This is a genomic window from Flavobacterium sp. 1355 (assembly GCF_017833415.1).
In the GTDB taxonomy this organism is placed as follows: Bacteria; Bacteroidota; Bacteroidia; order Flavobacteriales; family Flavobacteriaceae; genus Flavobacterium.
In genome coordinates this window covers 30,744-45,560 of sequence record NZ_JAFICC010000001.1, presented here as the reverse complement: position 1 = coordinate 45,560, position 14,817 = coordinate 30,744, and the positions used below count along the sequence as shown (strand labels likewise).

General features: G+C 33.2%; 9 protein-coding genes. 1 reads left to right on the top strand and 8 read right to left on the bottom strand.

Annotation, left to right across the window (positions count from 1 at the left end; translation table 11 throughout):
- Window positions 1-47: 47 nt before the first annotated feature.
- The 8 genes from JOD96_RS00205 to corA form a co-directional block, all read right to left on the bottom strand.
- The gene (locus JOD96_RS00205) at window positions 48-1,421 is read right to left on the bottom strand and encodes a glucoamylase family protein (RefSeq protein ID WP_209562252.1); all 1,374 of its coding nucleotides are present in this window, start codon (window positions 1,419-1,421) and stop codon (window positions 48-50) included.
- A gap of 71 nt (window positions 1,422-1,492) precedes the next feature.
- Window positions 1,493-2,953: a RagB/SusD family nutrient uptake outer membrane protein gene (locus JOD96_RS00200; protein WP_209562251.1), complete on the bottom strand. Its 1,461-nt coding sequence runs from the start codon at window positions 2,951-2,953 to the stop codon at window positions 1,493-1,495.
- Window positions 2,954-2,957: 4 nt separating this feature from the next.
- Entirely contained in the window at window positions 2,958-5,960 is a 3,003-nt protein-coding gene (locus tag JOD96_RS00195; protein WP_209562250.1) for a SusC/RagA family TonB-linked outer membrane protein, read from the bottom strand.
- A gap of 243 nt (window positions 5,961-6,203) precedes the next feature.
- A complete protein-coding gene (locus tag JOD96_RS00190; RefSeq protein ID WP_209562249.1) occupies window positions 6,204-8,948 on the bottom strand; it encodes a LuxR C-terminal-related transcriptional regulator in 2,745 nt (914 codons plus the stop codon).
- Between the two features lie 69 nt (window positions 8,949-9,017).
- Window positions 9,018-9,443, bottom strand: a complete 426-nt coding sequence (locus JOD96_RS00185; protein ID WP_209562248.1) for a DUF3995 domain-containing protein — start codon at window positions 9,441-9,443, stop codon at window positions 9,018-9,020.
- 18 nt (window positions 9,444-9,461) lie between these two features.
- Window positions 9,462-10,646, bottom strand: a complete 1,185-nt coding sequence (locus tag JOD96_RS00180) for an acetate/propionate family kinase (protein ID WP_209562247.1) — start codon at window positions 10,644-10,646, stop codon at window positions 9,462-9,464.
- Window positions 10,647-10,745: 99 nt separating this feature from the next.
- Entirely contained in the window at window positions 10,746-12,839 is a 2,094-nt protein-coding gene (gene pta / locus JOD96_RS00175) for a phosphate acetyltransferase (RefSeq protein WP_209562246.1), read from the bottom strand.
- A 62-nt stretch (window positions 12,840-12,901) separates the two neighbouring features.
- The gene (gene corA, locus JOD96_RS00170; protein WP_209562245.1) at window positions 12,902-13,975 is read right to left on the bottom strand and encodes a magnesium/cobalt transporter CorA; all 1,074 of its coding nucleotides are present in this window, start codon (window positions 13,973-13,975) and stop codon (window positions 12,902-12,904) included.
- A 179-nt stretch (window positions 13,976-14,154) separates the two neighbouring features.
- Here corA and JOD96_RS00165 point away from each other — a divergent pair, with 179 nt between their 5' ends.
- A complete protein-coding gene (locus JOD96_RS00165) occupies window positions 14,155-14,757 on the top strand; it encodes a transposase (protein ID WP_209562244.1) in 603 nt (200 codons plus the stop codon).
- Window positions 14,758-14,817: the final 60 nt, after the last annotated feature.

The following is a 14,817-nucleotide window of genomic DNA, read 5'->3' as shown; positions in this document are numbered from 1 at the left end:
TTAAACATCAATGGCTGCCGCGCCAATACATATTTTATATTGATGCATTAAATCCCGTATTTTCCTGATTTAAAACCAAGTTTTTTTAATCCTTCTTTTACTTCAGGGGCATTCATAAATAATTTCCATAATAAACCTGAGCGATAGTTCTCAATCATTACGACCTCGGGGCCCTGATCTATTGCTAAATATCGTTTTGCTGTCCAGTTATTTTCTAAACTTACTGCATCATAAAAACCGGCTTCTCCCCAGGTTTCCGCTTTATGATTTTCATATAAATTGCGCATTACTGCAATAGATTCTTTTGGCATATAAACAATAGAACCAATCGCTGCTGTTGGTGAGATAACTCCTTTATCATTACTCGGCATGTGTGCATCGTAACCAACAGAACCATCCGGATTTCTGGAATATGATGCTGTTAATCCCCAATAATCAGCTCCGTAATATTTATATTTTTTAGGGTTTTCGATACAGTATTTATAATCGATTTCAACTTGGTTTTTGTTGAGATCAAAATAATTGGCGTATTTATCACTTAACTGATTTGGATCTAAACCGACATAAGAATAGTGCGCCCAAAATAAGGGTCCGCCAAATTCTTCTGCCCCGTTATGTTTTAGAATTAACGGAATACCATATTTTGTTTTTGCAGACACAATGCCTCCGCTTCTTGCCCATCCATCATGATATGCTTTTGCATCAATGGCGTGTGTTGGTGAAGATGCCGCCATAATATAGGTAATCAGACACTCGTTGTAGCCTTCTAAAGCAAAATTCATTTGCCATTCGTAGTTTGGTGACCAGTGCCAGTATAAAACATCTTTATTATTGGTAAACCATTTCCATTCCACACCTTTCCAAAGTGCATCATATTTGGCAGCAACGGCTTTCTCTTTTTCATTTCCGGTTTTTAAATATTCACGAACCGTAATCATTCCTGAAATTAAAAATGATGTTTCGACTAAATCTCCTCCATTATCTTTAGTTCCAAATGGTTTTACTTTTCCTGTATTTCCGTCAATCCAGTGTGACCATGCTCCATGAAAACGATCTGCTTTTGCAAGGAAATCGGCAATTTTATCTAGTCTTTTTACCCCTTCTTCTTTGGTAACATATCCTCTTGACATTCCGGAAACAATAGCCATTAGTCCAAACCCGGAACCTCCGGTTGTTACAATATGAGCATCATTTTCAGGATAATTTCCGTCAGGATGAAAACGTTCTCTCGCTAATCCTGAATTTGGTTCAGCATAATCCCAGAAGTATTTAAAAGTTTGTTTTTGAACAACATCCAAAAGCTGTTCGTCCGTCAATTTGACTTCAGAAGTGTTCTCTGTTGCATCTTCTTTTCCTTTGTCCGCATTTGATCCACAACTGAAAAAAGTAAAAGTTATTAATAAAAGTGAAATTCTAATCATTATAAAAAATTATGGAATTCATAAATAATCACTCCTTTCAAAGTTTTGAAAGGAGTGATTTTGTTATTTAATTAGTAACCCCCAGGGTTTTGTTGGGAAAGTCCCGCCGCTTCTCTTATAAATGAAGTCGGAAGAGGCCATAACTCATGTTTTCCTTCAACAAAAGTTTTTCCATCTGCTGCCATGGCTGCTTTAGCCTGACCTGTCCTTACAAGATCAAACCATCGGTCATGTTCGAAAGCAAATTCTAATCTTCTTTCTTTCCAAATTGCTATTCTCACATCACCCTGTGAAACTGCTGATGTTTCTCCTACTTTAGCTCTAAGTCTAATTTGATTTAATAATGGAATCGCTGCATCTGTCTGACCTAATTCATTTAGTGCTTCAGCTTTCATTAATATTACTTCTGCATATCTTAAATATCTAAGATTTGTATCTGTGAATTCCTGATTATAAAAATCTGATGAATAAGCTTTATAATTGTACCTAGGGTTTGCAACAGATTGAGGTATTTCTCTTCCATCATATAAAACTGAACCTCTGAAAATAATAGTTGCGGCTCTTCTAACATCACCTGCTTCATAAGCATTTGCAAGACCTTCTGTAGGTGTGTTAAAGCCCCATCCCCATCCTCCAGCTCCACGCGGAGCCTGAGAAACTGAATAATTACCAATTCCAAATCCAGGGCTTGAAGTTCCACCTATTCCATCAATCTCAAAAATTGATTCCGGACCAAATTCTCCCTCTTTTTTAAACAAAGAAGAATAATCATCAACTAAAGAATATCCTGTTACTTTATCACAATTGTCAATTACTTGTTGCCATTTCTTTTGGTACAAACTTACTTTTGCTAACAAAGCATACGCAGAACCTTTAGAAACTCTAGTTCTATCTTCTGCCCCGTAAGCAGATTTTTCTGGCAAATTTGTTATTGCATCATTTAAATCTTTTTCTATAAAAGCATAAACTTCTGCAGGTGATTTACGAGTTAACTGCATTAGTCTATCGTCCTCTGAAACTGGAAGAGGCACATGATCTACTATAGGAACTCCACCGTATCCTTTTACTAAAGTAAAATACATAAAAGCTCTAAAAAACTTAGCCTCACCTTCTAATCTTACTTTTAAAGCAGGTGTTACTTTATCTAGTTTGGGGAAAATCTCTAAAGCCTGATTACATCTGTTTATTCCGGCATAGTTAGCATTCCAAGTAGATTGAAATGATGCGGTTGAAGCATTATAAGTTAAAGCATCGATAATATCTTTATCACCACCAGCATCTCCGGGATCAGAACCTTTATCTGCATCATCTGAAATGATACTTGAAACCGCATTCCAACCGAAAGAAGACATTTCCCAGCCTAAAAAATGATTGTAGATTGCTGTTACAAAACTTTTAGCTCCTGCATCATTATTAACCAACTCTACATCAGCCGGAATTGATTCGGTAGGGTTAACATCTAAGAAATCATCTGAACAACCTGAAAAAAATAATCCAGACAGTACAAATATTGATATATATAATCTTTTCATAATATTAAAATTTTAAATTAGCACCTATAACAAATGATCTCAATGATGGGTAAGCATCTAACTCAACCCCTTGAGTACCTTCAACTAGCTTACCATCACTTGTAACGTCTGGTGAGAATCCTGAGAATTTTTGAGAAATAAACGGATTGATTGCATTTACATATATTCGACAAAAGCTAATGAACTGATCTTCTTTAAGTGGTAGTTTATATCCTAAAGTAATATTATTGATTCTAAAGAAATCTGCAGATTCTAAGTAATAAGTTGAAGCATATGGTACTGCATTAGAAGGTGCGGGATTAGAAGCTGTTGTATTAGTTAGCGTCCAGAAATCACGAGTCGCCGAAGCCTCTATGTTTTCACCTCCAAAACGTTGTGCTTTTTTACCATTGTATACTTTTGCTCCTCCTGTTCCATAACCGTCTACAGAAAAATCTATATTTTTATAATTTAATCCTAAAGTAACCCCATAAGTAGAAGTTGGTAAAAGAGAACCAACATATTTCTTGTCTTTAAGTTCATCTAATCCTGTTTGAACAACTTTATCTCCATTAGCCTTATAGTAAAGCATTTGCCCATTTGTTGGATCAATACCAGCATATTCATACATAAAGAAACTACCTAAAGGCTGTCCTACTGAAGTATTATCTAGTATTTTTGTGTTTTGGCTATTTCCTAAACTTCCTCCAATAATTGGATTTAACTGAACATTTTTAAGACTAGTTAATTCATTTTCATTATGAGAAAAATTACCTCCAACCCAATAACTTAAGTTATCATTTATTCTATCATCCCAACGTAATGTAATTTCATAACCTTTATTAGATACTTCTCCAACATGTGCTGGTGTGGCTAATGTAATTCCTGAAGTTGAATACGGAGTAACATTCAAAATTGTATTTGTTGTTTTTTTATCGTATAAATCAAAAGATCCTTTTAATCTATTGTTCAATAACTCAAAATCAAAACCTCCTGAAAGTTCTTCTACAATCTCCCATGATAAATTAGGATCTACCTGAGAATTAATTGTTGTACCGGAACCAAGATCTGGATAATCTACTCCAGAAGTAAAGACTTGAGTATTAAGTGGTACATTTTGATTTCCTAATCTACCCCATGATCCTCTGATTTTTAATAAGTTGATCGGCTCTACATTACTTAAAAAGCTTTCTTTAGATACAATCCAACCTAGACCAACTGATGGAAAGGTCCCCCAACGTTTGTTTTCTGCAAATTGTGATGATCCGTCACGTCTTACAGTACCAGTAACCAAATATTTGTCTAACAATTTATATTGAAAACGTGCAAAATATGATGCTAAACGTCTTTGATTTAAAGCTTCATCTTTATAACCTGTTACTGAACTTGCAACATTTATATCCTTTAAAGACCAATAGTTGGAATTTGGGTTTACATTTTTTCTATCAATAGTTAATTTCTCTCTGGTCCCTTGAACATTAGCTTCAATACCAGCAGTAACTTCAACGTCATGAATTTCTGCAAAAACTTTATTATAAGTAAAGTAATTAGATAAATTCCAGTTAAAATATTGGTCTCTACCTCTTGTTAAAGTGTTTATATTCAAACTTACAGGGTAATCCGATTCTACACGTGTAGGATCCGCTGCTGACCAGAGCGCCTTATTATCAACATAATTATATTGTTTATAGGTATAAAATTCTCCATTAAATTGAGAAGTAAATTTTAATGATTTTATAATATCATAGTCTAGTTTTAATCCACCTTGTAAAATAACACTTTGTTGCTGTTCATCCGTATAATCCAATTGCGCAACTGGGTTACCAACATTATTAAATGATGCTCCGGTTTGGTCTACAATTCCATTTGAAACAAATGGTACACCATACTTTCCGTTGGCATAACGCACAGGAACTAATGGAGATTGTCTGTAAGCATTAGTAAAAGCACTCAATGGCATTGGTGTATTTTTTATAGTACTAACACTTAAATTTTGACTTATTCTAACTTTCTCTGAAAGCTTGAACTCATTATTACTTCTTATCGTAGTACGTCCATAATCAGAACCATTAAGAATTCCCTTTTCTTCATAATTTCCAACACTAAAAAAGTATTTTATATTTTCTGAAGATCCCGAAATCGCAAGATTATTTTGAGTGTAAGATCCTGTTCTTGTGATCTCATCAAACCAATTAGTATTATAAGGTTGATTTGCAGAGAATCTTCCTTGTGGGTAATCATTTATAAAGGCTGCATTGCTATAACGAACATATTCTTCGCTGTTTGCCATTTTTACATCTTTTAGAGGAGTTCTAAATCCTGCAAAACTTTCGACATCTACAGTAAGTTTTCCTTTACCGGCTTTGGTTGTAATCATAATTACACCATTTGCACCTCTTGTTCCATAAATAGCTAATGAAGAAGCATCTTTCAAAATCTCGTAAGATGTAATATCATTACTATTAATGTTATTGATATTATCAGTTGGCATACCATCTACAACATATAAAGGATTTCTTCCTCCTAATGCAGTACCGGCTCCCCTAATCACAACTGAAGGAGTACTTCCCGGGGCATCTGAGGTCGATACCTGAACCCCTGCAGCTTTACCTTGTATAGCTTGTGAAGCATTCGCAACCTTCATTTTAGTAATTTCCTCAGACTTAATTGAGCTAACAGCCGAAGTATTATCAATTTTCTTTCTTGTACCGTATCCGATAACAACTACTTCTTTTAATGCAGTGTCACCCGCTTCTTTTAGTGTAATTGTCATTGGTCCTGAAGTTGCAGGTACAGAAACTGAGTCAAAACCAAGCATTGAGATTTTTAATGTCTCTCCAACTTTAGCATTAATTGTAAAATTACCATCAAAATCAGCATCAGCAGAAGTTCTGGATTCGGGTGCGCTAATAATTGCACCTGGAATTCCCATACCACTGCTATCTAAAACTTTTCCTTTAATTGCTTGTCCAGACATATATGCCGGAAGCAGTAAGAGCGCTAAAAAGCTAAAAATAAAATTTTTCATACAGAATGTATCGTTTAAGTTAGTAGAGCCAAATTAAACAATTACAACGTTGTAGTACATCATACAGCACTACTACATAGCTACATCACTACATCAAAAACTATTATTAACTCTATTAAAATCAAATAATTAACAGTAATTAGCTTTCTATTAACATTACGTTATGATGTAGTAATGATGTATTAGAATTATATAAAAAAAGAAGTGTAAAAATATAATATGTTTAGAAAACACATATCAATCTTACAGAGTTAATAAAAATTTTGAGAGGTTTTCGTCTTGTGTAAGGTTTAATTTCTTTCTCAGACGATATCTATGCAGTTCCACTCCCCTAAATGAAATGTTCATCATAGGGGCAATTTCTTTTGAAGAAAGGTTCATTTTTAAATAAACACATAATTTTACATCCTTAGGTGTAAGGTTTGGAAACTTTTTGGTGAGCGTTATTATAAATTCATTGTGAATTTGATTTAAGTTGGTTTCAAAAATCTCCCACTCATGTTTATTCACTTCATTTATTTTAATAGCCTTTTTTATTTCACTTTTAAGCTTATTAAAATCTTTTTCTGAGTCCAGAATATTTTGAATATTTTCAATCATTTCACTTTGTTTGGCTATAGAAAGTGATTTGCCTGCAACTTCAGAGGATTTTGTCTGCAGTTCCAGTTCGAGAATATGTTTTTCATATTCTTGCAGATTTAGTTCGTTTTCTGTTTTTAATTCCATTTCTAAAATTTCACGCTGATGTTTTAATTCCTCTGCCTGCAATTTTAACTTTTGGATATATCTCAACTTATTCCACTTATAGTATAAAAATAATACTGATGCTATGATTAAAATATAGAGCGAAACCATCCAGAAAGAAAAATACCAGGGTTCTGCAACTTTAAATTTAAAATCTGAAACCTGATCATAAGTAGCTCCGTCGTGTTTATAGATTTCTACTGAATGAAATCCACTGCTTAGGTTATTAAGAACTATTAAGCCATCTGAAATTGGCAGAAACTCCTTATTACTATTTAATTTATAAAATAAATTAGGCCTGCTTGCGCCATAAATCCCTGATATTACATTAATCCTTAATTCTGTATTAAATTTAATCTTAGGATTATTTGCGACTAAAGTATTATCGCTAAAGGCTTCTATCTTAATTTTGGCATTTTGCTTGTTCTCATATTCCAGCTGAAGCGAAATAAAACCGTCATCAAGATTGAATAAATAATGGTTTTGATTTTTAAAAATCCTTAGATTTTCATTTATGAGTTTTCCTTTATAATATTTTTCCTGAATAATATTCCAGATAAATTTATTTCCCTGGGCATATATATGATATAAAATTCCGTTTTGCAATACCATAAAATGATCTTCGTCGATTGCAACAACATCAGACACATTTTTAAAATTAGTATTGAATAATTCATTTTCTTCCAGTTTATTAGAAATCGAATTATACGTGTACCATGTATTATCTATAAGAAAAAGTATTTCTTTTCTAAACTCAAAAATCTTAATTCCAAAATCGTTTTTTATATTACTTTGCTGTGTAACGTTTTCTATCTTCTTTGTTTTGTACTCATCGTCAAGTAAAACACGATATAAACCCCTGTAATTATCTGCTGCCCAAATTTCATTTCGCCTGTTCTGGGCTACATATTTAATTGGTTTTGCCAAACCTTTAATTAGTTTATATTGAGATAAATCTGATGGATTATCATAAACCAGGATGCCGCTATAAGTAGATTGAAAATAGGTGTTGTTGATACTGCTTTTTGATAAATTCCACCCCCCGCTTACATTATTTAATCGGCTCAGAGAACCGTTTTGATAAGAAAATGTTCCATCATTATGTCCAATAATAAACCTATCATTAATTTTAGCAATATTCCACCCTTGCCCTTGGGTATTTGGCATCATACTAAATTTTCCTGAACCATATTCAAATACACCATGGTTTGAGGCAATAAGATATCCTTTACTGGTTGTTGCTACAGAATAAACAGAGCCCAGAATTCCTGAATTGTCATAAAAAATGGATATTGGGGAATTGACCTCTACATGCGCAATTCCGTTATCTAAACCAAGCCAAAGATCATTTTCCCTGTCTAATCCTATACTTAGTATTGAATTGTTCATGAGAACATTTTGTCTTTCTATATTTTTATACAGATTGGTTGTTAAATCTAAAATTACAATTCCTCTGTTTCCGGTTCCGATAATAAGTTTATTGCCTTTTATAAACTTCGCAACATTGATCGTAGCCGATTTTAAAATTTCATTTAATGGGTTATTCCATGCTTTTAGTCCATTTTTTTCAGCAATAAAAACACCTTTCTTCTGTGTAAAAATATAGGTTTGGTTTTTATACTTTTCAATAGCATGAACTACTGTGTTTTTTAAGATATCCCAACCTTTTGGGTTGGCGATATGTTTGCCATTCATTTTAAAAATTCCTTTCTGAACTGACGCTACATAAAGATTTTTATCTACAGCAAAACAATAGGAAATCAGAAAGGGAAATTTTATTTTTTTAATTGTCTTTCCGTTATAAATAAAAACATCGTTAAAAGACTGAAAGTATAAGGAACCATTATATCTGAATATTTTCCAGATTTCTTCATTGTCCTTTTCATCAAACAATCGGAGATTTTTGGTAATAGAAACATAATGCATAGTGCCGTCTTTTCTATACCAGTAACCAAATTCTTTATAGGAGCCTGAGTAAATTTTATCTCCTTCAATTAAAATAGACCGAATAATGGTTTTGTTTGGAAGTGTATATTTTTCCCATTTTACTCCGTCATATCGGAGCAAATAATGATTATTTGCAAAATACATCGCATTATCATTTCCTTGCACTACATTCCAGATTTGATTATCTCCCTGATAATCAGATTTACTATAGTTTTCTACGAAGGGAAGTAATTCTTGTGCCTGAAGTTGTAAAACAATGAAAAAGAAGAAAACTGATTTAAAAAATATCGATTTCAAGATAATTCGGATTTAAATCCAAAGATACTCACAAATATTTAATTTTCTAGTGAAAAAAAGGGAGAGGTTTTATGTTAATACCGCAACCAATAGCGTCAAAATGCCAATTATGAGACATAATGGAGCAAAGTATTTGGTATCATTTTGTCCGAATTTGGTATTTTTTATTTTTTTGAAGAAACCGATATATTTAAAATCTCCAATTGCTCTTAAAGTAAATATGGTCATCAAAACCCAAAGACCGTATTTATTAATTCCTGGGGAGAGCTGAATAGAGAGAATGTCAACTTTTATTAAATAAAAAATACCAAACCCAAACAATGCTATGGCAACTAGTACTGTCGCAATCATTCCCGGATTTCTTGGCGGTGTTTTATCATCAGGCGTTGGATAAACACCTTCTGTGCCCCATTTTCCTCCAAAAGCCCAGTAAAAATGGATTAAAGAAAGAAAAAGAAATATTAAAAATAATACTAGCGCTATAACTTTTACCATTAAAGATATATTATAAATTTAGATTTCTAATAACTGAAAAACCTGATTTGCAATTTCATATTCTTCGTCAGTCGGAACGACTAAAATTTTTACCCTTGAATCTGCTAAATTGATTTCTCTTAGTTCCTTGGAGCGAATTTGATTTTTTGCTGTATCGATTTGAATTCCAAAATAATCCATATTGGTGCAGATTAAATTACGCATATAAGAAGAGTTTTCGCCAATTCCGGCTGTAAAAACAATGGCATCCAATCCGTTTAAGGCCGCAGCATACGCACCGATTGTTTTTCTGATTCTGTATGCATTCATAAGTAAAGCCAGTTCACAATCTTTATTTCCTTCCTGAGCTTTGGCTTCGATATCACGCAAATCGCTGTAACCTGTCAAACCAAGCATTCCGCTTTGTTTTAATAAAATTGAATTCACTTCGTCTGGTGTATAGCCCAGACTTTTTACCAGATAAAAAATAACGGACTGATCGATATCTCCTGCGCGGGTTCCCATTATTAACCCATTTGCCGGCGAAAACCCCATTGTTGTATCAATGCTTTTTCCGTCTTTTACAGCTGCCATACTGCAGCCATTTCCTAAATGAATGGTAATTATTTTAGAATCCTTTTCTAAATAATTAATTGCTTTTTCTGAAACATATTTATGACTTGTTCCGTGAAAACCATATACGCGAACTTTATGTTCAGTTAAAAGGAAATTTGGAATGGCATATTTATGTGCTTCAACCGGAATTGTCTGATGAAAAGCTGTATCAAACACTGCTACTTGTTTTGCTTCAGAAAATATTTCTTCTGCTACATTTATTCCAACCAAGTGTGCCGGATTATGAAGTGGGGCCAGTTCTGACAGTTCTTTTATTTTCTCTTTAACTTCTTCGGTAATTATTGTTGTATCAGAAAAATAACTGCCACCGTGAACCACTCTGTGTCCTACCGCAGTAATCTCTGAAGTTGTTTTTATTACTCCCGTTTCAGGATCCAGCAACAAATCTGCTACTTTTTGCAAACCAATTTTATGTGTGGGAATCGGCAATATTTCTTCATAAGAGTTTGTAGCCGTTTTAAAAGTAATATTGGATGTTTCCAATCCAATTCTGTCAATCATACCTGTGCAAATTACTTCGTTTGCCGGCATAATCATTAATTGATATTTTATTGAGGAACTTCCTGAATTTATAATTAGTATTTTCATTTTTTTAAAGTTGCTAAGATACTAAGTCTCTAAGTTGCTAAGTTTTTTTTAGCAGACTTAATAATCTCTTTTTTATTTTTATTCCATTTTTAATTGAATTTACAATCCTTGTGCCTGAATCGCTGTAATGACAACTGTATTTATAATATCGTCTACGGTACAGCCACGGCTTAAATCGTTTACAGGCTTGTTTAAACCTTGCAGCATTGGTCCGATTGCCAATGCCCCTGTTTCTCTTTGAACGGCCTTGTACGTATTGTTTCCGGTATTTAAATCGGGAAAGATAAGAACACTCGCCTGCCCTGCCACTTCAGAATCTGGCATTTTGCTTTTTCCAACACTTAGGTCAACTGCAGCGTCATACTGAATTGGTCCTTCAATTTTTAAATCAGGACGTTTCTCTTTAACAATGGCTGTTGCAGTTCGTACTTTATCTACCTCATCTCCTTTTCCTGATGATCCTGATGAGTATGAAAGCATAGCAATTTTAGGTTCAATTCCGAAAGCTAAACTTGATTCTGCAGATGAAATGGCAATTTCTGCCAATTGTTCTGCTGTAGGATTTGGATTAATGGCGCAATCTCCAAAAACGGAAACCCTGTCTTCAAGACACATAAAAAACACAGACGAAACTACTGACGAATTAGGTTTGGTTTTTATGAATTGTAAGGCTGGCAAAATGGTATGTTGTGTAGTATGGGCAGCGCCTGATACCATTCCGTCAGCGTGGCCTTTATACACCATCATAGTCCCAAAATAAGAAACGTCTTCCATTAAATCCCTTGCCATAGTGATACTTACATTTTTCGCCTTTCTTAGCTCATAATAGGTATTGGCATAGTCTTCATAAAGCTCAGATTCTATTGGGTTTATAATTTTTACTTTAGAAAAATCAAAACTAATTCCAAGCTCTGTAATTTTATTTTCGATTTGTTTTTTGTCTCCTATAATAGAAATATCAACTACATCCATATCTAGCAGTCTCGAAGCTGCAATAATAATCCTGTCATCGTTTCCTTCCGGAAGGACAATATGTTTACGGTGCTGTTTAGCCCTTTTTACCATGTTGTACTGAAACATTTTTGGTGTCATACCTTCTGCTTCAAAAGTGATTAATCGTTCCGACAGCGCTTCGATTTCAACATACTTTTCAAAAGTAGTAATCGATGTTTCTATTTTGTGTGTGTTGTTGGCATAAATTTCAGATCTGATACTTCCAATTTTATTAGTAATATGATAAGTTCCGCCATCTACAGCAATAATGGGTACAATTGCAGAAAGCCCTTCTATAAGTTTTAAAATACTGTCTTCGGGAATAATGTTTCCGGTTAGAATAATTCCGGAAATAGTAGGATAGTTTGCTGACTCATTTGCCTGCAACGCTCCTAAAATAATATCCGAGCGATCACCAGGTGTAATGACGAGCGCATTATTGTTTAAATGAACTAAATAATTGTGCAATTGCATTGCCCCTACACTGTAATGCCCGATTTCGTTGTTTAGATAATTTTCTCCAAAAAGAACTTTTGCATCTAATACGTTTACAATTTCCTGCATGGTAGGATTATTCAGGCTGGAAATCAATGGAATTGTATTGACCAAAACATTTGATGGAAGACTTTTTTGAAGGCTTTTAGTAACAAGATCAATATTTTCCGGCTGAACTTTATTTGCAAATACAGACAAAACTTCTACCTCTTTTACTTTAAATGAATCATACACGAGATAAAGACTATCCACGAGTTCTTCTAAAGTTTTTCCAATTCCTGAACCAATAATTATGGTCGGAATTCCAAGATTTTTGGCAATTAAAACATTTAAATCCAATTCAATTGAAGTCCCTTCTCCGGTAAAGCTCGTTCCTTCTACTAAAACAAAATCAAAACGTTCTTCGAGGCGCTTATACTTTTCGATAATCAAATCTAAAACTTCGCCTATTTTACCTTTATTCTTCTTCTTAATCAGTTTGCTTTTAGTAATGGCATAAGCATCTTCAATTTTTATATCCAGATTAAAATGTGATAACACTGTCTCTATATGATTATCGACCTCGCCATCTATAAAATCCTCAATTATCGGCCTGAAATAACCCACTTTTGCCGTTTTACCAATCAGAATACTCATTAAACCGAGTGTAATAATCGATTTTCCGCTGTTCTGATCGCTTGTGGCAATATATACTGCTTTACTCATAATTATCTTATTTGATTCTAACAAATGTACTACAAACCCAATTTTTTACACCGAAACAAACGTTAAAACCAGCGTCTTTTTTTGAAATAGATAATCAAGGCAATGACCAGCAAAAACATGCCTCCCATGACAATAAAATACCCGTTTCGTTCCTTAAGTTCAGGCATATATTCAAAATTCATTCCGTATACTCCGACTATAAAAGTAAGCGGAATAAAAATGGCTGAGATGATGGTCAGCGTTTTCATTATCTCATTCATTTTCCGGCTTTGTTCTGAAAAATAAAAGTTAGAAGCACTTTCTAATGAGCTCATATCTGAATCAATCTGCTCTAAAAGTTCTAAACTTTTTTGATGAAGTCTTATAAAAAAATTAAATGTTTCTTTCTGAATTAGTCCATTATTGGTATCATCATCTTTAATTGTTTTGAGGTAATACAATGAATCACGAAGGGGTACGAGAGATCTTTTTAAAAAATTTAAATTATCGCGATGATTTTCAATTTTTTCCAAAATGATTGGTTTAGCGTCTTTTTTGGTCATATTGATTAGCTCTTCTACCTTATCCTCTTCATCTTCCAGAGTAATATAGAAATTCTCCATAACGGCATCTAAAAGCAGATATAGCAAATAATCTACTTTTTTTGTCCTTACAATTCCTGCATGTGTGCGGATACGTTCCCGTATGTGCGTAAAGAAGTCGCTTCGTTTTTCCTGAAAAGAAATTAAAATGCCTTCTTTTAGAATAAAACTGATTTGCTCAACACTAATATTATCTGAATATTCAGAAGGCAAAAGAGACTTTATATTAAAAAATAAAATATTCGGCTGTTCTTCTAATTTGGTTCTTTTGGTTGTGTTTAAAATATCAGCCAGTAAAAAATCATCGAGTTTAAAATGAACGCCTAGCGTTTTCATGAGATTAATATCATTTAATCCGTGAATATTCAGCCAGTTATTTTTTGTATAATCAAAACAAGAATTTAATGCCAGTGACGTAAATTTTTCATATTCAACTACATCATTATCGTCATAAACAAAAAGTTGCATTTCTGTTTGATGATCCTTATGCGTACCTGTATATTCTAAACTTACAGGCTGCAGTTTGCGTCCTTTTTTGTATTTAATCTTTCTCATTCATGCTAATTTTACAATAGTAATATTACGAAAAAGAATCCGAATGGGAAATGACATTTATCATTTAGATGAAGATAATTCAAAATACGATTAATTAATTAATTGTCTTATTTTTACTACTTTTAATAAAGCCTGACAGGTTTTAAAAACCTGTCCGGTTTGTGAACGGATAACCAATCATGCAAATAATTGAACCACTCGAATTTGGAAAATATTACCATATTTATAATAGAGGAATTAACAGTGAAAATATATTTAAAGAAAATAGAAATCATGAATATTTTTTAACTTTATATAATAAGCATATTGACCCAATTGCTGAAACTTTTGCTTGGTGCTTACTCAAAAATCATTTTCATTTGCTAATTAGAATTAAAACAAATGAAGAGATTCTACAAAATCAGCAAGAAAATGGAAACAAAAAGATTATTGCACCATATCAATCCTTTGGTAATTTATTTAACGCCTACACAAAAGCGATCAATAAAGGATATAATAGACATGGAGCGCTATTTGAACGATCATTTAAAAGAAAAGTAATTGATAATGAATATTATTTGCGATCTGTGATAAAATACATTCATTATAACCCTGTAAATCATGGATTTTGTCAACATCCTATAGAATATCCGTGGAGTTCTTATTTAACTTGCGTTTCTGAAAAACCAACTAAATTAAAACGTGAAAAAGTAATTTCTATATTTGAAAATATTGAGGGTTTAAAAATCTCACATAGTAAAAATGAGCAATTTGATTCTTTAGAGCACTTTCTGAATTTATAAAGTGATTCCAAACCGGACAGGTTTTAAAAACCTGTCCGGTTTAACATGTAACGATTATAG